Raw genomic sequence first — 24384 nt, forward strand, 5'->3', positions numbered from 1 at the left:
CCGTGTTACGGCCGGGGGCGGCCCGGACGGGTGAGTGCGCTCGTCCGGGTGAGGTGACCCAGCCCACCGGATCGACGCGTGAGGATCCGCGTTCGGTTGCGTCCTACCGAATGTAGGTCGACGGGCGGCGCCGCCCGATCAGGACGGCACGTTGGGACCGTCGACCGGACAAGGGGTTCACGCCATGAGCACCAGCACCGTCCCGACGACCGCCACCCCGGCCACCGGCGCCGGCACCCGCTCGCCCCTGGAGACCACGCAGGGCCGGACGACGATCGCCGACGGCGTCGTCGCGAAGATCGCCGGCCTGGCGGCCCGCGAGGTGAACGGCGTCCACGGCTTCGGCGGCGGCGCCGCCCGCGCCTTCGGCGCGATCGCCGAGCGCATCCCCGGCGCCCGCTCGTCCTCGACCCAGGGCGTGTCGGTGGAGGTCGGCGAGCGCCAGGCCGCCGTCGACGTGACCGTCGTCGTCGAGTACGGCGTCGCGATCCCCGAGCTGGCGCGCGCGATCCGCCGCAACGTCATCGGCGCCGTGGAGCAGATGACCGGCCTCGAGGTCGTCGAGGTCAACGTCGACGTCACCGACCTCCACCTGCCCAGCGACGACGACGACTCGGACGACGCCGCGCCGGCCTCGACCCCCGCCCGCGTCCGGTGAGCCGCCCGGCCCGCCCCGGTCGTGTCGAGACCCCGGCCCTGGTGGCCGGCGTCGACGTCGACCGGGTGGCGGTGGCGGTGGCGGCCTGCCCCCTCGTGGCCGGCCTGCTCCCCGGGGAGCACGGCACCCACGCGACGCTGCTGCCCGGCCGCAAGGTCGAGGGCATCCGTGTCCTCGCCGACGGACCGGGCACCGCCCGCGTCGCCGTGATGGTCGCCGCCCACTACGGCGCGCCGATGTCCCGGCTGGTCGAGCAGGTCCGCTCGGCCGTGGGGGTGCACGCCCCCGGCCACCCGGTGGACGTCACCGTCGCCGACGTCGCCTGACACCCACATCCCGTTCCTGCGGAGGTCCTCCCATGCCCCTGTCCAACACCACCCTCGGCCTCGCCGTCGGCGTCGCCCTCGGCTTCGCCGGCGCCTTCGGCGGGTTCGGTGCCTTCCTGCTCGTCCTCGTGCTCGGCGCCGTCGGGCTGCTGGTCGGCCGCTGGCTCGACGGCCAGCTCGACGTCGACGGGATCGCCGACCAGTTCCGCGGCTCCGGCTCCGACCGGGCCCGGGTGCGGCGATGAGCGCGCCCGCCCCGGCCGAGGAACGCGGCACCCTGTCGATCGCCGACGGCGTCGTCGAGAAGCTGGTGGTCGCGGCCGCCGGCGAGATCGACGGGGTCGGCCGGCCCCCCGGCGGGGGACGCGGGACGCGGACCCGGGCCACGGTGCAGCGGACCGGGGAGCGCGTCGAGATCGGCCTCACCGTGGCGATCGCCTACCCGGCGAACGTCGCGGCGACGGCCGACGCGACCCGCGGCCGGGTGCGGGCCAGGCTCGCCGAACTGGCCGACCTCACCGTCGGCCGGGTCGACGTCGACGTGGCCGCCCTCCCCGTGCCCGCAGCGGGCGCGAGCCGGCGGGTGGTCGCATGATCCGCCGTTCCCGCCGGACCGCCCCGGCCCTGGTCGTCGCGCTCGTGCTCCTCGCGGCCGGTGCGCTGGTCGCGACCGCGGCGATCCAGACGCTGTCGGACTACCGGCCGGTGTTCACCTTCGAGGCCGTCACCGGCGCCCTGTCGGGCGTCGCGTGGGGCTCCGGCATCGTCGTGATCGTCGCGGCGGTCGCCGCGGTGGTCGGTGTGCTGCTGGTCGGCGCCGCGATCGTCCCGGGCGCCAGCCACGTGCTGCCGCTCGCCGCCGCCCCGGCCGAGGCCTGGAACGGCTCGGCCGGTTGGCACCGCACCGACCTCTCGACCCGGCTGCGCCGACGCGCCGTCGCGGTCGAGGGAGTGGACCGGGCGACGGTCCGGGTGCGGCGCAACCGGATCCGCGTCTCGGCCCGGACGCACCGCGGCACCACCGCGGACCTGCGCGAGGTCCTCACCGCGGACCTGTCCGCGGACCTCGACGCCCTCGCGCTGGCCCGTCGCCCCCGGCTGCGCGTCACCGTCACCTCCACCCGCAAGGAGCCCTGATCGCCATGGCCCGCCGCGCGACGAACCCGCCCGCCCGGCTCAACCGCTCGCTGCTCGCCCTCGTCGGGCTGCTGCTGATCGCCGCCGCCGTCCTGGCGGCCGGGATCTCGACCGGTCGGCTGCCGTTGCTCGACGCCGGTTCCCCGATCCTGTCGGCCCCCGACCCGCTCCCGGGCTGGGTGCCCTGGGTCGCGGCCGTCGCGGGCGTCGTCGTCGGGCTGCTCGCCCTGCGCTGGCTGCTCGCCCAGGCCCGGCGGCGCCCCGCGGGCAGCGCGTGGTCGGTGGACGCGGACGGTCCCACGCCCGGCACCACCTCGGTGCCCTCCGGCGTGGCCGAGGACGCCCTGCGGGACGACCTCGTTGCCCACCCGGCGATCGCGGACGCCCGGGTGCGGCTGACCCGCGGCGGCCCGGCGCCGACGCTGTTCGTCGAGCTGGCCGTCGACGCCGGGGCCGACCCGGCCGAGGCCCGCGCCCACCTCGGTGGACACGCCCTCCCGCGGCTGCGGAGCGCGCTCGACGTCGGCTCGGTGCCGACCGAGCTGCTGATGCGCACCGGCCGGGCCCGCGAGGACGAGCGGGTCGCCTGAGTTCCCCGTCCACCGGTGGATTCGGTGGGCGGACGGGGTAGTGGCATTCAGAGCAGTACCGAACCGAGAGGAGTCCCTGATGAGCGAGTCGAAGAAGGCCGACAACAAGGCCGAGGAGCTCGTGGGCAAGGTCAAGGAGACCGTCGGCCGCACGGTCGGCAATGAGAAGCTCGAGGCCGAGGGCCGCGCCGAGCAGGGCAAGGCCAACGTCAAGCAGGCCGGCGAGAAGATCAAGGACGCCTTCAAGTCCTGACCCTCCCCTTCACGACGACGCCCGCACCCCGATGACCGGGGTACGGGCGTCGTCGTGCGTCGGGGGGTCAGACGACGGCGGCGCGCACCGCGTCGTGGAGCGACGTCGGGGCCCGGCCGAGGAGGTTCTCGAGCGCCGGGCTGTCGGTCTGCAGCTCCCCGCGGGCCGCCGAGAGGTCGAGCGAGGCGACGAACCCGGCGGTGTCGGCGTCCATGCCGGTTTCGGTGAGCAGCGCGGTGAAGTCCTCGCCCGAGAGGTCGCGGTAGGAGACCTGCGTCCCGGTGACCTCGGTGATCGTCGCGGCGAGGTCGGCCAGGGTGAACGACGGCCCGCCGAGCTCCCAGTAGCCCTGGTAGTCGGTGATGTCGCCGGCCAGCAGCGTCACCGCGGCCTCCGCGTAGTCGGCGCGCGTGGCGGCCGAGATGCGCCCCTCGCCGGCGGCGCCGACGATCTCGCCGCGCTCGAGGAACTCGCTGATGCGGGCGGTGTAGTTCTCGATGTACCAGCCGTTGCGGGCCACCGCGAACGGCAACCCCGAGCCCTGCAGCACGTCCTCGGTGGCGGCGTGCTCGGGGGCGAGGAGCAGCTCGGTCTCGTCGGCGTGGATGACGCTGGTGTAGACGACGTGGCCGACGTCGGCGGCGTTCGCGGCCTCGATGACGGCGGTGTGCTGCCGCACGCGGTCGCCGGTGGTGGGGCTCGAGACCAGCAGGAGGCGCTCGATGCCCTCGAGGGCGGGGCCGAGGGTGTCGGGACGGTCGTAGTCGGCCTCGCGGACGCCGACGCCGAGCTCGGCGAGGTCCTCGGCCCGCGCGGGGTCGCGGACGAGGGCGAACACGTTGCCGGCCGGGATGCCGCGGCGCAGGAGGGCGTCGACGGCGAGGCGGCCGAGGTGGCCGGTGGCGCCGGTGACGGCGAAGGAGGGGGCGGGCATCGTCGGGGTCTCGCTCATGGGGGTCAGAGTGCCCGTCGAGCGGGCCGCCACACGTCGGACCCGGGTCGTCAGCGGGGATCGAAGGGGTAGCGGCCGCGGGTGGGGGCCTCCGCGACCTTCTCGACGAGCTCGTCGGGCACCCTCGGCCCGAGCCGCTCCCCCGCTCCCGCCCAGCTCGCCGGCACCCCGAGCCGCACCGACCGCGGGACGACGACGCGCGCCACGGCCTCCGGGACGCACGCGGGATCGGCCGGGAGCTCGACGGACGGCTCGCCGTGCGGCAGGTCGATCCGCACGGGGCCCGGGCGCCGGGACCCGACGAGCACCACCGACGCGAGCCCCGCGACCGCACGGGCCGTCCGGTGCGCGGCGGTCTCGATCCGGCGCACCGCCGCGGGCGGGGCGTCGTCGGGAAGGCCGATCAGCACCAGCGGCACGTCCCGGTCGGGACTCCCGGGGTCCGGCCGTCGGCAGCGGGAGACCGACGCCCGCAGCGCCACCCCGTGGCGGCCCGCGTCGGTCCCCGCCAGCAGGTCGGGGACGAACTCCGGCACGGGCGGGAGGCCGCCGGGTCCCTCGACGTCGACCCACACCCACGCCCGGCCCCCCTCGGCCGTCGCACCCGGACCGCGCCACGAGCGGACGCGGGTGTGCGTGCGCCGGCCGTCGTCGCGGGTGTCGACGACGTCGAGGCGCACCGCGGCGGTGATCTCCGGGTCGGCCGGGTCGGCGTGGGTGTCGCGGACCAGGACGAACCGGCCCTCGTCGCTCGCCCGCACCCGCGAGCCGTCGCCGGGCAGGTGGTGAGCGTGACGGTGCGCGACCTCCTCCGCCCAGGCGACCGCGACCCGGTCGACGCGCTCCACCGCCGCCCCGTGGGGCGACGACCAGAGGGCCCGCCAGAGGACCGTCATGTGAACTCCCGGTGAACGCGTGGGAGGCAGGATGGCGCATACGGGACGCTGTGTCAGGACTCCCGCAGGTCGGCGGACCCGGATGGCCTATTCCCGCCCAGCCTGGGACAGGCGCTCCCGGGCTGGATGTCGGTGCTCCGTGCAACGGTGGGTGCCACGACCCACCGAGAGGCGGAGATGACCACCACCATCCCCATCGGGCTCACCGTCGACGGCCACCGGCACGAGCTCGACGTCGATCCCCGCACCACGCTGCTCGACGCCCTGCGCGAGCGGTTGGGTGTCACCAGCACGAAGAAGGGGTGCGACCACGGGCAGTGCGGCGCGTGCACCGTCCTCGTCGACGGGCGCCGCGTACTCGCGTGCCTCACCCTCGCCGTCGCCCGCGACGGCGCCGACGTCACCACCGCGAACGGGCTCGCCCCCGAGGGCGAACTGCACCCGGTCGCCGAGGCGTTCCTCGCCAACGACGCCTACCAGTGCGGCTACTGCACGCCGGGCCAGATCTGCTCCGCGGTCGGCGCCCTCGACGAGGCCCGCCGCGGGATGCCCAGCGCCGCGACGGCCGACCTCACCGGCGAGGTCACGCTCGACCGCGCGGAGATCGCCGAGCGCATGAGCGGCAACCTGTGCCGCTGCGCGGCCTATTCGAACATCGTGACCGCCGTGCAGGAGGCCGCCCGGTGAAGCCCTTCGCCTACGCCCGTCCCGACGATGCCGCGGCCGCGGTCGCCGTCGTCGGTGCCGACCCCGACGCGCGGTTCCTCGCCGGCGGGACCAACCTGATCGACCACCTGAAGCTCGGCATCGTCAGCCCCAGCCGGCTCGTCGACGTCACCGGGCTCACCTCCACCGAGGTCACGGAGCTCGACGACGGGTCGCTGCGCCTCGGGGCCGGGGTCGCGAACTCCGACATGGCGGCGCACCCGCTCGTGCGGGAGCGCTATCCGATGCTCGCGGCCGCGATCCTCGCCGGGGCCTCGGGCCAGCTGCGCAACATGGCCACCACCGGCGGCAACCTCCTGCAGCGCACCCGCTGCGCGTACTTCGCCGACCCGAGCACGCCGTGCACCAAGCGGTCGCTCGACGAGGCCTGCTCCGCGCGGGAGGGCTGGGCGCGCTACCACGCGATCCTCGGTGCCTCCGAGCACTGCATCGCCACGCACCCCTCCGACATGGCGGTGGCGCTGGCCGCGCTCGACGCCGACGTCCGGGTCCTGGGGCCGGACGGCGGGAGGACGGTCCCGCTCCGCGAGCTCCACCGCCTGCCGGGCGACGACCCGACGCGCGACACCGTGCTCGACCACGGCGACCTGATCACCGCGGTCGACCTCCCGCCGGCCGACGCGGTCGCCGCGAACTCGACCTACCGCAAGGTGCGCGACCGCGCGTCGTACGCGTTCGCGCTGGTCTCGGTCGCGGCCGGGCTGGTGGTGGACGACGGCGTCGTCACCGACGTCCGCCTCGCGCTCGGCGGGGTCGCCCACAAGCCGTGGCGCGCGACGACGGCCGAGGCGGCCCTGCGCGGCGCCCCGGCCACCGACGAGTCCTTCCGCGCCGCGATGGAGGCCGAGCTGGCCGACGCCGCGCCGGTCGAGACCCCGCTCGGCGGCAACGCCTTCAAGGTCCCGCTGGTGACCGGCGCCGCCGTCGACACCCTCCGCCGCCTCGCCCGGGAGCACGCATGACCACTATCGACGCCCGTTCCCTGGGCACCTCGGTGCGGCGCATCGAGGGCCCCGACAAGGTCCTCGGCACCGCGCACTACGCAGCCGAGGCCCCCGTGGAGAACCCGCTGCACCTGCGCCCCGTGCAGGCCACCGTCGCCCGGGGCACCGTCACCGCGATCGACACCGCCGCCGCCGAGGCCCTCCCCGGCGTCGTCGCGGTGATCACGCACGAGCAGGCACCCCGCCTCGTCGACGGGGGCGACCCGGAGGTCCTCGTCCTGCAGGACAGGACCGTGGTGCACCGCGGGCAGTACGTCGCGGCCGTGCTCGCCGAGACCTCGGAGGTGGCGGCCGAGGCCGCGTCGCTCGTGGTGGTGACCTACGACGAGGAGGCCCAGACGACGGGGTTCGACCCCGACTCCCCCGAGCTCTACGCCCCGTCGGTCCTCGGCAACGGGCAGGCGGCCGATACCGTGGTCGGCGACCCCGACGCGGCGCTGGCCTCCGCGGCGGTGACCGTGGACGCCACGTACACCACCCCGGTCGAGCACCACACGCCGATGGAGCCGCACGCCACCGTTGCGCGCTGGGACGGCGACCGTCTGGAGGTCCACGAGTCGAGCCAGGGCGTGGGGCTCGCGCAGCAGGTCCTGGCGGGGCTCTTCGGGCTCGAGCCCGAGGACGTCCGGGTGGTCTCCCCGCACGTCGGCGGCGGCTTCGGCACCAAGGGCTTCCTGCACGCGGGCTCGGTCCTCACCGTGCTGGCCGCACGCCTGGTGCCCGGTCGCCCGGTGCGGTTCGCGCTCTCGCGGCAGGAGATGTTCCAGACCGTGGGCTACCGGGCCACCACGGTCCAGCACCTGCGTCTGGGGGCCTCGGCCGACGGGACGCTGACCGCGGTCGCGCACGACGTGGTCGCGGGGTCGGCGCGCTGGAAGGAGTTCGTCGAGCCCGCGGGCGGCTCCAGCCGGTCGATGTACGCGACGGCGACCCTGCGGACCTCCCACCGGGCGGTCCCGCTCGACCTCGACGCCCCCACCTACATGCGCGCCCCCGGCGAGGCGCCCGGCAGCCTCGGGCTCGAGTGCGCGATGGACGAGCTCGCGGTGGCGCTCGGGATCGACCCGATCGAGCTGCGGGTGCGCAACGAGCCGTCGGTGCACCCCGAGTCGGGCCTGCCCTACTCCAGCCGCAACCTCGTCGCGTGCCTGCGCACCGGCGCCGAGCGCTTCGGCTGGGCCGACCGCGACCCGCGGCCGCGCACCCGGCTGGTCGACGGCTGGTGGCACGGCACCGGGGTGGCCGCCGGGACGTTCCCGGCGTTCCGCATGCCCGGCTCCACCGCGAACATCGCGTTCTCCGAGGGCCGGTACCGGGTGGAGATCGGGGCGGCCGACATCGGCCAGGGGGCCCGCACGGTGCTCACCCAGATCGCGGCCGATGCCCTCGCCGTGCCGGTCGACCGGATCTCGGTGGTGATCGGCTCCACCGACGTCCCGCCCGGGTCGATCGCCGGCGGGTCGGCGGGCACGGCCTCGTGGGGCTCGACGATCGCCGAGGCGGCCGACCGGTTCCGCGACAAGTGGGGCGACGACCCGGAGGACGGGTCGGAGGCCGACGCGGCCACGCCCGACAACCCGTGGGCCGAGGAGCTGGCGATGGCGGCGCACTGCGCCCAGTTCGCCGAGGTGGCGGTGCACGCCGACACCGGCGAGGTGCGCGTCCCGCGGCTGCTCGGGGTCTACGGGGTGGGCAACGTGCTCAACCCGCAGCTCGCCCGGTCCCAGCTGCGCGGCGGCATCATCTGGGGCCTGTCGATGGCGCTGCACGAGGAGAGCGTCGTCGACCCCCGCTTCGGGCAGGTCGTGAACCACGACCTCGCCGGCTACCACATCGCCGCGAACGCCGACGTGCGCGACGTCGAGGCGATCTGGGTCGACGAGGACGATCCCTACGTCAACCCGATGGGCGCGAAGGGCATCGGGGAGATCGGCATCGTCGGGGTGGCCGCGGCCATCGCGAACGCGGCGTACCACGCCACGGGCGTGCGGGTCCGGTCGTTGCCGATCACCTGCGACGCGTTCCTCGGGGGCTGAGCTCCACCACCGGCCGGGTCACCAGTCGCCGGGGCGGGTCCCGTCCCGGCGGCGGTGGACGAAGGCCCACCAGTCGGCGTCCCACTTCCGCAGGCGGCCCCGGTCGAGGGCGGTGCGGACGCCGACCAGGAGCCCGACGAGCACCGCCAGGGTGGCCACGAGCACGGCGACCCCGTCGATCACGCCCTCCGCCGTCGCGTCCCCGGCGGAGGCGGGCGGGTCGACGGGCCGGTCGTCAGCGTCGACCCACAGCGGGACCTGCCGGCCGGCGTCCACGGCGGGGCCGAGGGGCATCGTCGCGGAGTGCACCCGGAGGTCGTCGCCGACCCACGTGACCGGGACGGCGAGGAGCGCGCCGCCGTAGGCCATGGCCGGGTCGGCGACCGGCGGGGGTGCGGTGCCGGCGGTGGCGACGACCGGGTGCGCGGTGGCCCGGACCGTCGCCGCGACGTCGGCGGCGTGGCGGGCACCGGCCTGCCCGAGCACGACGACCACCGGCACCATCAGCACCAGGACGAGCACGGCGAGCCGGTGGACGGCGGTCTCGATGCGGTCCGACCGCCGCCGCAGTGCGCTCGGCCGGGGGAAGAGGACCCCCCGGAGCCGGTCGATCCCGCCACCTGTCACCACGTCCGGCTCCCGTCTCACGTTCCGGGTCCGAGTACCCCGGCGGGCCGGATCGGACGGTGTGATGTGACGGGACCGGCTCGGTCAGGAGCAGACCGGGAGCGAGCGGGCCGGGTCGAAGGCCTCGTCGTGCTGCGGGAAGTACCAGGCGACGCGGCGGTAGGCGCGGCGGCCGTCGCATTCCCCGAGGTCGAACGCGACGACCTCCGCGCGCTCGCGGCGGCCCTCGGCGTTCGCCGAGCCCTCGGGCACGTAGAGCGCGGTGCCCCGGCCGCGCGCCCGGTCCTCGCCCCAGTCCGACCACCGCACGCCCTCCACAAGGCCCGAGCTGCTCGCGCCGCCGTCGATCACGGAGGGGCGGGGGCTGCCGTAGCCCCGGGAGTCGGGCCGCGCGGTCCCGAGGACCGGGACACCGGTCGCCCTGGTCGTCGGGGCGGGGACGATGGGCGGCGCGGCGAGCGGCGTCGGCTGCACCGTGACGGTGACGGGCGCCGGAGCCGCTGCGGGCCTCGTCGTCGCGCCCCGTACGAGCCAGCCGCCCGCGGCGCCGGTGGCCAGCAGCACGAGCGCCACCAGCGCCAGGACCAGCGGCCGACGACGCGTGGCGGACGGGAGGGACGGCAGCCGCTCGGTGACGGGCTCCGCCGTGTCCTGCTGCATCCCCGTGTCCTGACCCATGACGCCTCCGGGCCCCTGCCGGCGGTGGGGCCGGCGGAGTATCCCGCCGGGTGCCCGTGGCCGTCGAGGAGTCCGGTGGCGCGTCCACCGAACGCGTGGACTCGGGCTCAGCGCCCGTAGGTGATCGCGGCCCCGCGGGTCTCGAGCTGCTCACGGGTGAACTCGGTGGTGGTGGCCACGGAGCTGCCGACCCCGACGCGGTAGCGGTCGTCGCTCGCCTGCACGTCGCTGAGCAGGAAGGTGTACCGGCAGGCGTCGGCGAACGGGAACGACGAGCCCCACTGGTCGACCGCCACCCCCGCGGCGGACAGCGGCGCGGTTCCCACCAGCAGCCCGTCGGCCCCGAAGATCGAGACCGACCGGTCGGACAAAGCCGGGGCCTGGCACGGGGCGCCGGGCAGCAGCGCGGTCGACCCCGCGACGACCACTGTGCCCTGCACCGTCATCGTCCGGTTCGCCGACACGAGCAGCCCCGCGACGAGCGCGACCGCCGCGACGAGGGCCGCCACGGCGGTGACCCAGACCCACCGGCGGGTCCGCGGCGGACGCGACGAGGGCGAGGGTGGCGGCACGGCCGTGGCGTCGAGCCAGCGGATGCCCTGCGGGGGCGTGGGGGTCCACGGCGCCAAGGTCGACGGTGACGACGGCTCCGACGGGCGCCGAGGCACGGGCACGGCCGTCCCGACGACGGGCGTGGTGCGGTGGATCTGCTGCGTCATCGTGGCCTCCCCACCCGATCCTGCGACGCCTGCTCGGATCGTGCGCTGCCATCACCCCACAGTTCACCCACATGCGCACGGCGAATGCGCTAGGTCATGGTGTTGCGCAGGTGCCGCCCGAAGTAGGCCACGTGGATCCGCCCGGTCCGCTCCACCCACGTGAAGTAGATCCGGGGCGCCATGCCCGCGGAGGAGATCTTGATGTGCGACTCGACCTCGCGGAGCTCGCCGTCGACCTCGAACGTGCGGGTCTCGGGCCAGCGGTCCATCACCGACTTCGACTCCCGCATCGCGAGCTTGCGCGGGCTGGCCTGCCACGCCATCGGGTGCCCCGAGTTCCAGCACCACTGGAAGAAGTCGCCGTCGAAGCCGTCGCGGGTGCGCGCCCGGGCGTAGAAGGCCAGCGCCCGCAGCGCCCGCCACGCCTGGGCCCCCCAGGCCGCCCCCGCGGACTGGCGGTCGAGCAGCTCCAGGTCGACGCCGGCGCTCGTCGGGAACTCCACGTACTTCACGAGGTGTTTGCGGGTGAGGGAGGCCGCGTCGCTGCAGTCGCGGGCGTGCACCGGGGCGAGGTCGATGTCCTCGATCCCGGCGTCGGAACGCTCGTCGCGCAGGCGGGAGAGGTCGCCGGTGAGCAGGCGCAGCTGGTCGCGCAGGCTCGCGACCTCGTGCTCGAGGTCGCCGTACTCCTCCAGGACACCCTCGGCGAAGGAGCGCTCCGACGCGAGCTCCTGCTCGAGGTCGGCGATGCGGGCCGTCGAGCGCTCGAGCTTCGCGCCCACCTCGGTGGGGGCCTGGGCGTCGAGGTGGGCGCGGGCGCGGTCGTAGGAGTCGGGGGGACGCCGCGCCGTGGACAGCGGGGCGACGACGCCCGCGACGATCCGCCCGGCCATCCCCGGCCTCGTCCAGAAGCGCTCGGGGCGGACCTCGAGGCGGCGCTCCTCGCCCTCGGCCGGGTCGTAGCCGGGCTGGTAGAGCCGCAGCCCGCCGGGGGCCAGCTCGTCGTCCTCGGCCAGGGCCTCGGCGAGGGCCCGGCGGGCGGGAGGGTCGACGAGGGCGACCGGGGCGAGGCCGGCGACGTCGCGCACCGTCCGGCGGACCACCGCGTCGAGGACCCGGCCGTCGTCCAGCCCGGCGTCGTCGTCGAGGTCGGCCAGCACGACGACGGGCACGTCCCGGTCGGCGTGGGTCACGAGGTCGGCGAGCGCCTCCGCGCCCTCCTCCCCCCGGTACCGCACGGGGGCGGCCCGCAGGTCGACGCCGTGGCGCGAGGCCCCGGTGCTGGTGAGGAGCTCGCTGACGAAGATCGGTGGGCGCGGGATGATCGGCTCGTTGGGGTGGTGCGACGAGGCGTCCACGTCGACCCACACCCACGCCTTCGCGCCCTCGTGCTGGGCGCTCGCCCCGGCCCAGGTGCGCAGCGTGGTGGTCCACCGGATGCCGTCGCGGCGGTTGGCGATGAAGACGGCTCGGACGACCGCGGTGATCTTCGAGGCCGTCGCGTCGCGGTGGACCTCGCGGCGCAGCGTGTAGCGGTCCTGCTTGCTGGTCCGGGTGCGGGTGCCCGGGTCGGACAGCGGCCGGTGGTCGCGCTCGGCGGCGTGCTCGGCCCAGCGCGTGAACGCCGCGTCGGCCAGGTCGACGGCGCCGGGGTCGTCGGAGGACCAGATGCTGCGGTACAGCGTGCCCATCGACCCTCCTCCCTCGCCCGGTGCAGCATGCCCGCATCGGTACCCGGCGCGCGACGGCGCGACGGGACGTCACCTTTGTACGGAGCAAGCGCTCGACGACTAGGCCGACCCCGCGCCCCCCGGTTGCCCCGGGCGAGCTCGGCGCCGAGGTCGCGCGCCAGGCGAACGCGGAGGACGTCACCTGCCCGCAGGCCCTCCCCGCCCAGGTCGGCGCCTCCACCGTCTGCTCCGGCACCCTCGACGGGGAGCAGGCGCAGCTCGGCGTCACCATCACGGCCGTCCAAGGCAGCTCGGTCGCCTTCGACATCGCGAAGGTCGGCTGACCCGGAGCTCGAGGCACCTCGTCCGGACCGTGTCCGTCGGACACGGTCCGGACGGACCTCACCCGCCGATCGACTCCAGCGCCCACCGTCCCTCGCCCTGCAGGACGAGGCGGCGCGAGTGGAACGTCTCGAGACTGCTGCGGTGCCCGACGCTCACGAGCACCAGATCGGGCAGCTCACGCCGGACGAACGAGTAGAGGTCGTGCTCCAGGCCCTCGTCGAGGGCGGCGGTCGCCTCGTCGAGGAAGACGACGTCCGGGCGCGTGAGCACCAGGCGCGCGAAGCCCAGACGCTGCTGCTCGCCCGGTGAGAGGGTCCGCCACCAGACCTCCTCCTCGTCGAGGCGGTCGACGAGGTGCCCGAGGGCGACCTCGCGCAGTACCCGGCCCGCCTCGTCGTCGGGAACCTCCTCCGGCGGACGCGGATAGGCGAGAGCCGCGCGGACGGTCCCGAGCGGGAGGTACGGCTGCTGGGACAGGAACATCGAGCGCGGTCCGCCCGGGCGCTCGATGCTGCCCTCGGCGTAGGGCCAGAGGTCGGCGAGGCTCCGGAGCAGGGTCGTCTTGCCGAAGCCCGAGCGCCCCGTGATGAGCAGGGTGTCCGACTCGCCCAGGGTCAGGTCCAGCTCCTCGACGAGGAGCGCGCCATCGGGCGTGCGGACGGTGAGGTCCCGCACGGCGAGGCCCTCGCTGCGGTCCGTCGCGTCGAGCGTGGGGAGCGCACGGGCCTCGGCATCGGCGTCGAGCAGGCCCGTGAGCCGGTCGAGCACGGCACGGTAGCCGGCGAACGTGTCGTAGGCGTTGCGGAAGAAGCTCAGCGAGTCGTGCACCTGACCGAACGCCTGCGCGGTCTGCTGGACGTCGCCGAGGCTGATCTGCTGCGCGAAGAATCGTGGCGCCTGCAGGATGATCGGGAAGACCTGGGAGATCTGGGTGATGACGAGGTTGAACCCGTTGAACTTCAGGGTCCGGACGACGATCCGTCGGTAGTTCGCGATGACGGCCCCGAACCGCCTGTCGAGCGTGCGCCGCTCCACCGACTCGCCGCGGTAGAAGGCGATGTTCTCGGCGTTGTCCCGCACCCGGATCAGCGCGTACCGGTAGTGCGCCCCGAGGCCCTCGTCGAGGAAGTTCAGCCGGATCAGCGGTTTGCCGATGCGGAAGGCGAAGACGGTCGCGACGATGACGTAGAGGAAGGCGATGAAGGTCATCGCCCGCGGGATCTCGAGGCCGAGGATCGTGAACGGGCCGGAGAGATGCCAGAGGATGATCGTGAACGACGGCAGGGTCACCAGGGCCTGGACCGCGCCGGCCGGCCCGATCGAGAGGGAGTACGAGGTCCTCGCGAAGGAGGAGATGTCCTCCTGGATGCGCTGGTCGGGGTTGTCGACCTGGGTGTCGGAGAACCGCGAGCGGTGATAGACGCGGTCACCCAGCCAGTCGCCGAGGAGCCGGTGGTTGAGCGACTCCCAGAGGCGGATCAGGAATCGTTGGCCCACGTAGTAGGTCACGAGTGCCTCGAGGACCGACAGGGCGGCGATCACCGCGAAGATGCCGACCGAGCGCCAGAACGCGCCGGCGTCGAGGTTCTGCAGAGCCGTGTACAGGTCGTTGGTCTGGTACGTGTAGAGGATCGTCAGGCGCACCTGCAGCACCACGAGCGCGAGCAGCCCGAGGACGAACAGGACCGGTCGCCACCCGTCGTCGCCGGTCCTGGGGTCCATCCACGGACCGGCGAGCCGCCAGAACTGCCTGCCCCACGTCAGCAGGCGCACGATCAGCGTCGCGACGATCGCGAAACCGATCACGGTGGCGACCCACACCAGCGCGATCCAGATCAGGCTGGACAGCCATTCGGTGCCCCAGTCGACCGATTCCACCGTCTTCCTCCCGATCACCGCGGTAGATCAGCGCCGGACAGTAGCGAGTGGGCCGGGACGTCCGACGGGGACGTGGGTGACCGAGTCGTCGTGACCCGGTTCCGCGCGAGGCTCCGACGGGCTCGGCGCCGGCCTGACAGGGTGGGGCGACCGCACGCCTCGTCGGGAAGGACCGGCCGATGACCCGCTCGCCGTTCGGGGAGCTCCCGCGCGACGTCGACGACGACACCGGCGACGCCCACTGGCCCGGCACCCAGACCTGGGGCGGGCGCGGGCGGGTGTCGATTGTCGTGGTGCTCGGCGTGCTCGCGGCGGTCCTCGTGGTCGTCCTCGCCCTGACGTTCCTGTCCGACGACGATCCCGTGGCCGGCACGGCCGCCGTCGGTCCCGCCCCCGTCCCGACCGACGTGGGCCTCCAGCCGACGACGTCCATGACCGCGGGCGGCGTGCGCTACGAGGTGGGGATCGGGTCGTTCGCCCCGAGCACCCGGGGCGTGACCAGCGCGAACTCCCACCTGTTGGCGGCGTCGATCGTCGTCCGGAACCCCGGTCCCGCGGCCGCGCCGAACCCACTCTCGCCCCGCACGCAAGTGTTCCAGCTGGGGGTGCGCCCACTGGCCGTCGCCGCGACGAGCGGCGCGATCTGCCAGAACACGAGCCCGGCCGCCCCGCCCGGCCAGTACCGCGGGCTCGGGGACGAGTGCGTCGTCTTCGCCCGGGCGACGACGACCGGCGGGGCGGCCCAGCCGACGATCGCCCCCGGCGGCGAGGCCCGCGGCACGCTGCTCTCGCTGCCGGTGCCCGACGCGGTCACGGACACGGACCCGTCGGTGTGGGTGGCCGTGGCGCCGGGAGCGTGGGAGCGGCTCGCTCGCTAGGCAGATGGGTTTCGAGCGGGCACCTGGAGGGGTCCGACGGGCCTCGGAACCCCTCCAGGTGCCCGCTCGGTCGGGGTCGAGTCCCGATGAGCGGGGTGACCGGGGAGCGGCACACCACGCAGGATTCGGGGGCTCCGATCCTGCGCAGTGTGCCTCTCGGCAGGCGGATCAGCTCATGGACAGGATCGAGTCCATGATCGCGTCCCCGGCGGACCCTCCCCCAGCAGGCGCGTCGTCCTCCTCGGGGTCGCCCAGCCCGCTGTCGGGCGACGGCGACTCGTCACCCGGAAGCGTCCCGGGCCCGCCGTCGTCCTCCCCGTCGGACCCTTCAGGGTTCTCGACCGGAGCCGGGTCGGTCTCGTCGGCCGGGGTCTCGTCAGCCGGGGTCTCGTCGGCCGGGGTCTCGTCGGCCGGCGTCTCGTCAGCCGGGGTCTCATCGGCCGGGGTCTCATCGGCCGGCGTCTCATCGGCCGGCGTCTCGTCGGCCGGAGTCTCATCGGCCGGGGTGTCGTCGGCCGGGGTGTCCGTGCCCGGCACGTCCGGCAGGTCGATCGGCAGGTCGACCGGGGGCTTCGGGAGCATCGAGCCGCCGTCGTCCGGCTTCTCCTCACCCTTGCCCGGGTGGCCGTGCTCGTGGCCGTCGGACCCGTGTCCGCAGCCGCACTGGTGGTGCTGGTCGCTGTCGTTCGAGTGCTCCACCGACGGCGAGTCGGTGGCGAACGCGAGCCCGCTGCCGCCGCCCGCGAGCGCCAGGGCGGCGACCGCAGTGAAGGCGCCGCGGCCCGCGAGCCCGGTGAGTCGGCCGTCGCGGCGCTGGGAGGCGTGGTGCTTACGCATGGGGTTCTCCTCGTCTTCGTTGGCATCGGAAGGAGGAACCGGTGTTCCCCGAACCGGGAGGCGACGGTCACCGACCGTGCCTCACTCCGATTAACGAAGCCACCACGAACGGGTCACGGGCACATCACGACAATTCCCATATCGGCATCTGACCAGCGCGAATGCTTATCGTCCGACCACCGACGAAATGGGTGAGCCGCGCTTGTACCCACTCTCACTCGTACGTATGCGTCGAATTCATTCCGACGACGAGGCGGGCCAGTACCGCCCGGTGGTCGCTGCCGGGGACGTCCAGCACCTCGACGCTGCGCGCGGATACCGGGCCGGAGGCCAGCACGTGGTCGATCGTCACGCCGATCCAGCGCGGGCGGTTCGCCGGCCAGGTGGCGGGCGCGCCCGCGGTGAGGACGCGCCCGGGCAGGCCGTGCTCCGGGGTCGCGTTGAGGTCGCCGAGCACGACCGTGGGGTGCTCGGGGTCGGCGAGGAGGGGCCCGAGCAGCCGGTGCTCGCGGACCCAGTCGGGGGTGCGGCGGGGCAGCAGGACCGCGGGGTGCACACCCACCACCCGCACTCCCCCGAGATCGAGGGCGATCCAGCCCGACAGCGTGTCGGACGACGCCGGGTGCACGTCGGTCTCCCCCGCGCCGTCGGCGACGAGCATCGTCAGACTCGGTCCCTCGTCGGCGCCCGCGGCCTCCACCTCCGCGCGGCCGGGCGCGCACGACCACCCGTGGTAGCCCTCGAGCACGTCGAGCAGCCGCTTGCGGAAGCGGTCGCCGGCCTCGGGCAGGACGACGACGTCGGGCCGCTCGGTGCGGATGATCGCCGCGAGCGCCGACGGGTCGGCCCGGCCGAGCCACACGTTGGCGGCCAGGACGGTGAGGTCCCGGGTCGTGGTGGCGGCGTTTCCGTCGTCCAGTGTCAGCATGGCCGCAGTGCTGACACCAGCACGGCGGTGGCGGGCGGTGGACAGGGCGAGCGCCGTGGCGGCGACCCCGAGGACGCCGCGCGCCCAGCCTCGTCGTCGGGACAGCAGGAGCGCCGGCAGCGCGGCACCGAGGGCGAGGCGGCGCCGGAAGGCGACGAGGATCGGCCAGGGCGGGGTGCGCGCGAGCCCCAGCGCCTCGGGCAGGAGGACGGCCGTGGCGACGAGCGCCGGGATCCCACGTCGCAGCATGGCCCGATCATGCGCGTCGGCACCGGAAAGGTCCGTGAAAGCGTGATCCGCTTCGATCGACGAAGTGGACACCGACCGGGGGACGCCCCTAGGGCGTGAGTCGGAGTCCGAGGGGCAGGGTCGGTCCCGGGATGGCGGGGGGTCGTTCCGGGGCCGTCTCCTGCCCGAATCCCTCGGCCGCGTCCGCCCAGGGCGTCCAGCCGAGGTTCGCGGCGGTGGTGGCGGCGCAGCGGAACCGCTCGTGGGCGGCGGCGCGGTCGCCGCGGGCGTGCAGGGCGAGGCCCCGGTAGAGGTCGACCGGGCCGAAGAAGGCGGCGCCGATCCCGACGACCACGGTGGCGCCGGGGTCGTGGGGCAGCCCGGCGAGCACGACGTCGGCGGTCGCGGCGTCGCCGAGCGAGAAGGCGGCGCAGGCGGCGAGGCAGAGGCCGACCCGGTCGAACAGGCCGCCCTCGCGGTCGCGGCGTCGGCGGAAGAACTCGGCGAGATGGACGGCGGCCGTCGGAGGGTCGCCGTCCTGCACCGCGTCGACCGCGGCGCACGCCGGCCACGCCGGCTCGAGCGGGTAGTCCGTGGCCGTCCGGGCGGGCAGGCCGCCGAGTACAGGCAGGTCACCGCCGAGCAGGTGCTTGGCGACGAGGTGCGACGCGAAGGCCCCGAGCGCATCGGCCACCCCGAGCTCGTTCCCGACGGTGAACGCCTCCTGCGCGGCCTCGTCGGCGGCCGCGACCTTGCCGACGGCCAGCAGCGACGACGCCTCCACCAGGCGGCTCGCCCACATCGTGCGCGGCCGGTGGCGGCGCTCGGCCTCGGGACCGAGCTCGGCGGACAGGGCGAGGGCCTCGTCGAGCAGCCCGGCGCTCACCAGCGCGGACACCAGCAGCTCGTCGGCCTCGAAGCGCAGTGTCGTCGCGCCCGCCTCGCGGGCGAGCTCGGCCGCCCGGCGGGCCGTGCGCACCCGCTCGGCGGCGGGCAGGGGCGCGTCGAGCTCGAGGTAGGCGCGGGCGACGGCGACCTCCGCCCCCTGGCGCGCGGGGACGTCCCCCTCGCCGAGGGCGAACAGCTCGTCGACGAGCCCCGCGGTCCCGCGCAGCCCGTCGAGCTGGCGCTTCTCGACGACGAGGCCGTGCAGCACCCGGGCCCGCTGCAGGTCGTCGAGGGGCAGCTCCCGCACCTTGAGCAGCCGCTCGAGGCGCCGGGGCCGCCCGATCACCGACGGGCCCTGCGCGTCGTCCCCCATCGCGGCGGCGACGGCCCGGGCGACGTCGGCGGCGGGGTCGGCGACGATGCCGTCGTAGAGGTCCGCGGCCTCGTCGACCCGGCCGAGCCCCTCGAGGACGAGGCCGCGCACCAGCCGGGCACCGACGGGGTCGCCCGTGGGTCCGGCCGCCTCGAGCAGCGCGAGCGCGGCGGGCAGCGCGCCGTCGCGGTACGCGGCCCACGCGGCGGTCAGGTGCGCGTCGGCGACGGTGGTGCCGGGCAGCAGCGCGGCCGCGCCGACGGTGTGACGCAGGACGACGAAGGGGTCGGTCCCCTCCCCCAGCGCCTCCAGGTGCGCGCGGTGCAGCTGGGCGGCGACGACGGCGGGCACCGTGTCGAGCACGGCCGCCGCGGTGAGCTCGTGGCGGAACGCGAACCCGTCGGCGGTGGGGACCGCGAGGGTCATCGTCACGGCGGGGCGCAGGTCGCGGGCCAGGGCGCGCTCGCCGAGACCGGCCGCGGCGGCGAGCTGCGCCAGCGGCAGCGGCCCGAGCACGGCGAGCACCTCCAGGCCGTGGCGGCAGCGTTCCGGGAGTCCGTCGAGCTGGTGGGCGAGCAGCGGGCGCAGCCGCTCGGGGACGCGCCCGGCCGCGCGCTCGCGCGCCTCGTCGTCGGGAAGGTCCTTGAGCTCGGCGAGCAGCGCCGAGAGGTGCAGCGGGTGCCCGCCGGTGCGCTCCCAGAGCCGCCGGACGAGGGCCTCGGACACGGCGTCGCCGACGAGCGCGCGGGTACCCGGCTCGTCGAGCTCACGCAGCGCGATGCGGCCGACGCCGTCGAGCAGGGCGAGGTCGGCGGCGGCGTCGCTCCAGGCGGGGTGGGGTGTCGTGTCGGGCTCGCGGACCCCGAGCAGCACGACGACGCCCGGCGGCAGGCCGGCGCGGCCGAGCGCGCGCAGGACGTCGAGCGAGGCGGGATCGGCGCGGTGGGCGTCGTCGAGGGCGATCAGGACGAGGCCGTCGGCGGCGGCCACGGCGAGGCGACGGCGCAGGGTGCGTCCGGGCGCCGGGTCGCGCAGCGACGGCGGCTCCACGCCGACCGCGTGCAGGGCCTGCTGCCACGCGGCGAACGGGGCCTGGTCGTGCTCCCACAGGCCCCGGCCGACGGTGGCGCCGCGGCGGGCGGCCTCGTCGATCGCGGCCGTGATCAGCGTCGACTTCCCGATCCCGGCCTCGCCCGCGACCACGACCACGCGCCCGGAGTGTGCGTCGCCGAGGGCCTCGCGGATCGTCGTGAGGGGCCCGGCGCGGCCGACGACGTCGCGGCGCCGGCGCTGGACCTGCTCGAGGACCGTGCGCTCCGCGGCGCGCAGGACGTGGCCCGGGTCGGTCCCGTGCTCGGTGCGCAGCCGCCGGCGGGTGGTCGCGATGGTCTGCAGCGCCTCGCTGGCGCGCCCGACGCGGTGCTGGGCGAGCGCGGTGAGGGCGGCGAGCTCCTCGCGGTCGGGGTGGCGGGCGAGCACGGGCGTGCAGAGGGCCGCGGCCTCGTCGGGCCGGTCGGTGGCGAGGAGGGCCCGGGCCCGGTGGGCCACGACGTCGAGGTGCCGCCGCTCGACCCGGTGCCGCTCGGCCGAGAGCCGCGACCCGGGGCGGCAGCCCGGGAAGGCCTCGCCGCCGTAGCAGGCGAGGGCGGCGTCGGGCGCCGCGTCGAGGAACCGGGCGAGGTCGACCTCCCCCCGGCCGACGTGCAGCACGTAGCCGCCGCCGGTGCTCGCCACCACGGCGGGCGCCACCCACTTCCGCAGCCGCGTGACCTGGACCTGCAGCGCCGCCGACGGGTGCTTCGGCATCGCCTCGCCGTAGAGCTCGTCGATCAGCGTCGAGGAGGCCACCGGACGGCCGGGATCGAGGGCGAGCTGCGCGAGGAGCGTGCGCAGCACCGCGCTCCGCACCGACCGCGCGCCCACCACCTCGACCGCGCCCAGCAGGCGAATCTCCGTCACCGCTCCCCCAGGAGTAACCCACCGTGACTACTTACGCAGACCATACGTCCGAAGCGGTGATCGGGGTAGACCAGATCGACCCCGGCGACCTACTACTGGTCACGCCGAAGCCGAACGAACCCCTGGGCCATCTCATCACCCGCCTCGACGGCTCGGCCTTCTCCCACAGCGCGCTCGCCCTGGGCGGCGGCCGGGTCGCCTCGGCCCGGGCCTGGGTCGTGGGCGACGGGACCGACCTCGGCGGGATCCGCTTCGACCGGGTCGAGGACTTCTGGGCCAAGAAGCAGTCGGTGTACCGGCTCGCGGTGCTCCCGGACGTCGCGCGCGGTCCCGCCCTGGAGCGCGTGCGCCGGCTCGTCCGGCCCGGTGACGACGGCGAGTTCTCCCTCCCGAAGATCCTGATCGTCGCGATCGCCCTCGCGAGCTGGGAGCCCGGGCTCGACGACGAGGCGGCCCGGACGCTGCGGCGCCTCGCCGTCGAGGCGGCCCGCGCCTTCGAGGAGCTTCCCGACGACCGCAGCTTCTTCTGCGCCGAGCTCGTCGCCCACGCCTACGGACGCACCTTCGGAGTCCCGGCCCTGACCCCGCGGAACCCCGTGCCGGCGCCGCCGACGCGGGAGGGGGTCCTCGACACCGTGCTCGAGCGGGTCACCTCCGTGCTCACCGACGAGCGCGCCCGGGCCGCGGTGGACCGGCTCCTCGACGGCGTGGGAACCACCCTGTCGACGTTCCTCGACGAGGCCGCCAGGCGCATCCTGCGCAGCCCGGTGAGCGCACTGGCCCCCGACACCGGGCGCTTCCGGGGCCGGCTCACGCCGGACAAGCAGGAGTTCCCCGACGCCGAACAGCTCCCGCGGGCCCTCGTCACGCCGCGCATGCTGCTCGACGCGAGCTGGACCGCCCGCCACACCCAGCGGGTCGACGGGGACGGCGCGCCGCCGGCGCCGGACGACGCCGGCCGGACGCGCCCGTGCCGCGAGCTGGTCCCCTAGCACCGGCGGTCAGTTCTCCGGGTTGTCGCTGGCCTTCTGCGCGCCCCAGCCGTGCCAGCGCTCCACCTCGATCCAGGCGCTGACCCGGTCGCGGTCGCGCACCGGGTAGGGCTTGCCGGTGTAGTGGGTGGAGAGCCGGTCGATCTGGGTGAGCCCCTCGTCGTCGGCCCACTCCACGACCCGGCCCTGCATCGAGACGTGGGTGTACCAGTCGTCCTCGGCGAGGACGGTGATCGTCGTGCGGGGGTCGTCGCGCAGGTACTTCACGCGCGTCCGTCCCTTGTCCATGTTCACGAGCACGCGGCCGTCGTCCCAGAGGTACCAGGTGGCGACGGAGACCGGCGATCCGTCGGCGCGCAGCGAGGTGATCACGCTGGGGTTGGGGCGGGCGAGCAGGTCCTGGACCTCGGTGGGCAGGGGCGGCGTGGGCATGGCGGGAGCGTAGGCGGCAGCCGGGCCACACGCCGGTCACGAGCAGGTCACCGCGCCCGGGGAAGATCCACCTGAAGGGGTGGTGTGAGGCCTTGAGGGTCGAACCCGCTCCTACGGTGGGGCGCAAGAGACCTCCACCGAAAGGAGTAGTCGGTGCGCCGCCTCCCGCTGCTGATCGCCGCCGTCGTCGCGATCGTGCTCGCCTCCCTCGTCCACGGGACCCCGGCGCCGACCCCGGCCGCCGCCGCACCCGCGGGCCGGGCCGGCTTCTCCCCCGGCGGGTCGTTCCTCTTCGCCGACGCCGCGACCCAGGCGGCGGAGGTCCGGACGATGGCCGCGGGCGGGGCCCGCTGGATCCGCCTCGACATCGACTGGTCGGCCATCGAGACCTCCCGCGGCACCTACAACTGGGCGCGCACCGACCAGGCCGTGAACGCCGCCCGCACCGGCGGCCTGTCCGTCATCGGGCTCCTCGGCTACACCCCGGCCTGGGCCCGGCCCTCGGGCACCACCGCCCGGCGCCCCCCGACGAACCCCGCCGACATGGCCTCCTTCGCGACGGCCGTGGCGAAGCGCTACGGCGCGGGGATCGACGTCTGGGAGGTGTGGAACGAGCCGAACCTCGCCAGCGCGTGGAACCCGGCGCCCGACCCCGCCGCCTACGTCCGCCTGTTCAAGCCGGTGTCGGCCGCGCTGAAGGCCGCCGACGCGGGCAGCACGATTCTCACCGGCGGCATCTCCGCCGACGGCGACGACGGCGGCGCGGGGCACTACGCCACGGGCGCCTGGGTCTACGCCCTCTACCAGGGCGGCGCGCAGGCGTCGTTCGACGGCATCTCCGTGCACCCCTACTCGTTCCCGAAGCTGCCCTCGCAGACCGGGTCGACCGGCTTCGCGTCGATCCCGTCCCTGCGCAACTTCATGGTGAGCCGCGGCGACACCGCGAAGGGCATCTGGATCACCGAGTTCGGCTCGCCGACGCTGCCCTCCCCCGGCGTGGTCACCAACGACCAGCAGGCCGCGATCCTCGCCGACGGGTTCCGGCTGGTGGCGAGCTGGCCCTGGGTGCGGACGTTCCTGGTCTACAACCTGCGCGACGGGCTGCCCACCTCGAGCCGCGAGCAGCACTTCGGGCTGCGCACGATCAACGACCAGCCGAAGCCCGCCTGGACGACGTTCACCAGCCGCGCACCCACGCTGTAGGGGCGGATAGGCCGCCGGCGCGGGCGATAGGCCGCCGGATCGCTCGTTGTCCGGATGACTTTCCCGAGATCATCGGGCCGGGTATTCGTTGCCGGTCGCTCCCGCGACTGGGGGGATCGCGGGAGCGACGCCGTCACGTTGAGCCGGGGTGCTTCGATGTACTCCCGGGGGACACGATCGGGTGGAGCCCCGTGATCTCCCGGGGGGCCCGACGCCGATGCCGCGACCGCAGCGCGAACTGGACCCCGGCGGCGGCCCGCTCGTCGAGTTCGCCCGCGACCTGCGGGCGCTGCGGGACGCGGCGGGGAACCCCAAGTTCACGACGATGGCCCGGCGCACCGGCCGCTCGAAGACCGCGCTCGCGGACGCCTCGGCCGGCCAGCACCTGCCCCGGTGGGAGACCGTCGAGGACTTCGTCCGGGCCTGCGACGGCGACCCGGCCCCGTGGCGGGAGCGGTGGACGGCGCTGCGCGCGGAGCTCGGGAGCTCGTCGGCCGAGGCCGCTCCTCGTCGGCCCGGTACCCCTCCGGGTGGCAGCGATGTGCCATTGCGGACACCGGACGTCAGCGAGGTGCCACCGCGGACACCGGAGCCCGACGAGGCCGCGGCCGAGGATGGCGCCTCCCTGCCGCCCAGCGTCAGCGACGTGCCATCGCTGACACCCGACCCCGGGAGCCCCACTCCCGGGAGCCCGGCCCGACGACGAGGCCCGCTGCTCGCCGTGGCGCTCGCGGCGGTCGTCGGGATCGCCCTGGGGTTCCTCCTCGGCCGGCTCACGGTCCCCGAGCCCCCCGTGGTCCCCCAGACCGTCGAGGCGATCGAGGTGCAGAACAAGATCGCGCTGGGCGCCGACCGCCTCGTCGAGGACCGGACCCCGGCCTACCTGTCGACCGAAGCGCTGTCCTACTGCGCGTCGCCGAGCCGCTCGTGCAAGGTGCCCGGGACCGAGATGGTGTCGGGCGCCGCGGTGGTGGCCAGTTGCTGGACCCGGGGCCAGATGATGTGGAACGTCGACCTCGCCGACCCCGACCAGGCGCGCAACCCCGACCGCGTCCAGTCCGACCTCTGGTACCGCGCCTCGTTCCCCGACGGGCGCACCGGCTACCTCTCGGAGGTCTACGTCGCGCGCGGCGATCGCGGCGGGCGAGGACTCCCCCGCTGCACGCCCTGA

Annotated in this window: 26 protein-coding genes; 15 read left to right on the top strand and 11 right to left on the bottom strand. The window is 75.3% G+C overall.

Annotated elements, in window-relative coordinates:
- Positions 1-184 precede the first annotated feature (184 nt).
- From ACFPBZ_RS05650 to ACFPBZ_RS05680, 7 genes are all read left to right on the top strand, one after another.
- Positions 185-658, top strand: coding sequence for an Asp23/Gls24 family envelope stress response protein (locus ACFPBZ_RS05650; protein WP_378035031.1), 474 nt, complete (start codon positions 185-187; stop codon positions 656-658).
- Complete coding sequence (locus ACFPBZ_RS05655; protein ID WP_378035032.1) at positions 655-984, top strand: hypothetical protein; 330 nt, start codon at positions 655-657, stop codon at positions 982-984. The genes ACFPBZ_RS05650 and ACFPBZ_RS05655 overlap by 4 nt, the downstream gene beginning before the upstream one ends.
- Before the next feature lie 38 nt (positions 985-1022).
- Positions 1023-1229, top strand: coding sequence for a DUF2273 domain-containing protein (locus ACFPBZ_RS05660; RefSeq protein WP_378035082.1), 207 nt, complete (start codon positions 1023-1025; stop codon positions 1227-1229).
- A complete protein-coding gene (locus ACFPBZ_RS05665) occupies positions 1226-1579 on the top strand; it encodes an Asp23/Gls24 family envelope stress response protein (protein WP_378035033.1) in 354 nt (117 codons plus the stop codon). The genes ACFPBZ_RS05660 and ACFPBZ_RS05665 overlap by 4 nt, the downstream gene beginning before the upstream one ends.
- A complete protein-coding gene (locus ACFPBZ_RS05670; protein WP_378035034.1) occupies positions 1576-2121 on the top strand; it encodes a DUF6286 domain-containing protein in 546 nt (181 codons plus the stop codon). Before ACFPBZ_RS05665 ends, ACFPBZ_RS05670 begins: the two co-directional genes overlap by 4 nt.
- Before the next feature lie 5 nt (positions 2122-2126).
- Positions 2127-2711, top strand: a complete 585-nt coding sequence (locus tag ACFPBZ_RS05675; protein ID WP_378035035.1) for an alkaline shock response membrane anchor protein AmaP — start codon at positions 2127-2129, stop codon at positions 2709-2711.
- A gap of 79 nt (positions 2712-2790) precedes the next feature.
- Entirely contained in the window at positions 2791-2964 is a 174-nt protein-coding gene (locus ACFPBZ_RS05680) for a CsbD family protein (RefSeq protein ID WP_378035036.1), read from the top strand.
- A 67-nt stretch (positions 2965-3031) separates the two neighbouring features.
- Here the strand turns inward: ACFPBZ_RS05680 and ACFPBZ_RS05685 are convergent, their stop codons facing one another.
- The gene (locus tag ACFPBZ_RS05685) at positions 3032-3916 is read right to left on the bottom strand and encodes an SDR family oxidoreductase (RefSeq protein ID WP_378035037.1); all 885 of its coding nucleotides are present in this window, start codon (positions 3914-3916) and stop codon (positions 3032-3034) included.
- A gap of 50 nt (positions 3917-3966) precedes the next feature.
- Positions 3967-4812, bottom strand: a complete 846-nt coding sequence (locus ACFPBZ_RS05690; protein WP_378035038.1) for a hypothetical protein — start codon at positions 4810-4812, stop codon at positions 3967-3969.
- A 177-nt stretch (positions 4813-4989) separates the two neighbouring features.
- Between ACFPBZ_RS05690 and ACFPBZ_RS05695 the strand changes: the two genes are divergently transcribed.
- The 3 genes from ACFPBZ_RS05695 to ACFPBZ_RS05705 are packed head-to-tail and all read left to right on the top strand — an operon-like array spanning position 4990 to position 8578.
- On the top strand, positions 4990-5499 hold the full coding sequence (locus tag ACFPBZ_RS05695) for a 2Fe-2S iron-sulfur cluster-binding protein (protein WP_378035039.1): 510 nt from the start codon (positions 4990-4992) through the stop codon (positions 5497-5499).
- On the top strand, positions 5496-6500 hold the full coding sequence (locus ACFPBZ_RS05700; protein WP_378035040.1) for an FAD binding domain-containing protein: 1005 nt from the start codon (positions 5496-5498) through the stop codon (positions 6498-6500). Before ACFPBZ_RS05695 ends, ACFPBZ_RS05700 begins: the two co-directional genes overlap by 4 nt.
- On the top strand, positions 6497-8578 hold the full coding sequence (locus tag ACFPBZ_RS05705; protein ID WP_378035041.1) for a xanthine dehydrogenase family protein molybdopterin-binding subunit: 2082 nt from the start codon (positions 6497-6499) through the stop codon (positions 8576-8578). Before ACFPBZ_RS05700 ends, ACFPBZ_RS05705 begins: the two co-directional genes overlap by 4 nt.
- An 18-nt stretch (positions 8579-8596) precedes the next feature.
- Here the strand turns inward: ACFPBZ_RS05705 and ACFPBZ_RS05710 are convergent, their stop codons facing one another.
- From ACFPBZ_RS05710 to ACFPBZ_RS05725, 4 genes are all read right to left on the bottom strand, one after another.
- Positions 8597-9208 (bottom strand): Rv1733c family protein, encoded by a 612-nt coding sequence (locus tag ACFPBZ_RS05710; protein WP_378035042.1) that lies wholly within the window; start codon positions 9206-9208, stop codon positions 8597-8599.
- A gap of 81 nt (positions 9209-9289) precedes the next feature.
- The gene (locus ACFPBZ_RS05715; protein WP_378035043.1) at positions 9290-9883 is read right to left on the bottom strand and encodes a hypothetical protein; all 594 of its coding nucleotides are present in this window, start codon (positions 9881-9883) and stop codon (positions 9290-9292) included.
- 107 nt (positions 9884-9990) lie between these two features.
- Complete coding sequence (locus ACFPBZ_RS05720; protein WP_378035044.1) at positions 9991-10602, bottom strand: hypothetical protein; 612 nt, start codon at positions 10600-10602, stop codon at positions 9991-9993.
- Between the two features lie 89 nt (positions 10603-10691).
- The gene (locus ACFPBZ_RS05725; RefSeq protein ID WP_378035045.1) at positions 10692-12293 is read right to left on the bottom strand and encodes a hypothetical protein; all 1602 of its coding nucleotides are present in this window, start codon (positions 12291-12293) and stop codon (positions 10692-10694) included.
- A 20-nt stretch (positions 12294-12313) separates the two neighbouring features.
- Between ACFPBZ_RS05725 and ACFPBZ_RS05730 the strand changes: the two genes are divergently transcribed.
- On the top strand, positions 12314-12616 hold the full coding sequence (locus ACFPBZ_RS05730; protein WP_378035046.1) for a DUF4333 domain-containing protein: 303 nt from the start codon (positions 12314-12316) through the stop codon (positions 12614-12616).
- A 58-nt stretch (positions 12617-12674) separates the two neighbouring features.
- Here the strand turns inward: ACFPBZ_RS05730 and ACFPBZ_RS05735 are convergent, their stop codons facing one another.
- Positions 12675-14495, bottom strand: coding sequence for an ABC transporter ATP-binding protein/permease (locus ACFPBZ_RS05735; RefSeq protein WP_378035047.1), 1821 nt, complete (start codon positions 14493-14495; stop codon positions 12675-12677).
- Between the two features lie 179 nt (positions 14496-14674).
- On the opposite strand from ACFPBZ_RS05735, the gene ACFPBZ_RS05740 reads away from it, so the two are divergent.
- The gene (locus ACFPBZ_RS05740; RefSeq protein ID WP_378035048.1) at positions 14675-15373 is read left to right on the top strand and encodes a hypothetical protein; all 699 of its coding nucleotides are present in this window, start codon (positions 14675-14677) and stop codon (positions 15371-15373) included.
- 168 nt (positions 15374-15541) lie between these two features.
- On the opposite strand, the gene ACFPBZ_RS05745 is transcribed toward ACFPBZ_RS05740, so the two are convergent.
- The 3 genes from ACFPBZ_RS05745 to ACFPBZ_RS05755 all read right to left on the bottom strand — a co-directional run bounded on the left by ACFPBZ_RS05745 (position 15542) and on the right by ACFPBZ_RS05755 (position 20586).
- Positions 15542-16210 carry a hypothetical protein gene (locus ACFPBZ_RS05745; protein WP_378035049.1) on the bottom strand — a complete coding sequence of 223 codons (669 nt, stop codon included), beginning with the start codon at positions 16208-16210 and terminating at the stop codon, positions 15542-15544.
- Between the two features lie 214 nt (positions 16211-16424).
- A complete protein-coding gene (locus ACFPBZ_RS05750) occupies positions 16425-17387 on the bottom strand; it encodes an endonuclease/exonuclease/phosphatase family protein (protein WP_378035050.1) in 963 nt (320 codons plus the stop codon).
- Positions 17388-17475: 88 nt separating this feature from the next.
- The gene (locus ACFPBZ_RS05755; protein ID WP_378035051.1) at positions 17476-20586 is read right to left on the bottom strand and encodes a BTAD domain-containing putative transcriptional regulator; all 3111 of its coding nucleotides are present in this window, start codon (positions 20584-20586) and stop codon (positions 17476-17478) included.
- Positions 20587-20642: 56 nt separating this feature from the next.
- On the opposite strand from ACFPBZ_RS05755, the gene ACFPBZ_RS05760 reads away from it, so the two are divergent.
- Complete coding sequence (locus ACFPBZ_RS05760; protein ID WP_378035052.1) at positions 20643-21578, top strand: hypothetical protein; 936 nt, start codon at positions 20643-20645, stop codon at positions 21576-21578.
- Between the two features lie 9 nt (positions 21579-21587).
- On the opposite strand, the gene ACFPBZ_RS05765 is transcribed toward ACFPBZ_RS05760, so the two are convergent.
- Complete coding sequence (locus ACFPBZ_RS05765; RefSeq protein WP_378035053.1) at positions 21588-22010, bottom strand: PPOX class F420-dependent oxidoreductase; 423 nt, start codon at positions 22008-22010, stop codon at positions 21588-21590.
- Positions 22011-22163: 153 nt separating this feature from the next.
- Between ACFPBZ_RS05765 and ACFPBZ_RS05770 the strand changes: the two genes are divergently transcribed.
- Both ACFPBZ_RS05770 and ACFPBZ_RS05775 read left to right on the top strand, forming a co-directional pair.
- The gene (locus ACFPBZ_RS05770; protein ID WP_378035054.1) at positions 22164-23213 is read left to right on the top strand and encodes an endo-1,4-beta-xylanase; all 1050 of its coding nucleotides are present in this window, start codon (positions 22164-22166) and stop codon (positions 23211-23213) included.
- A 217-nt stretch (positions 23214-23430) separates the two neighbouring features.
- Positions 23431-24384 (top strand): helix-turn-helix domain-containing protein, encoded by a 954-nt coding sequence (locus ACFPBZ_RS05775; protein WP_378035055.1) that lies wholly within the window; start codon positions 23431-23433, stop codon positions 24382-24384.

Source organism: Actinomycetospora atypica, assembly GCF_042653685.1.
Classification (GTDB): Bacteria; Actinomycetota; Actinomycetes; order Mycobacteriales; family Pseudonocardiaceae; genus Actinomycetospora; species Actinomycetospora atypica.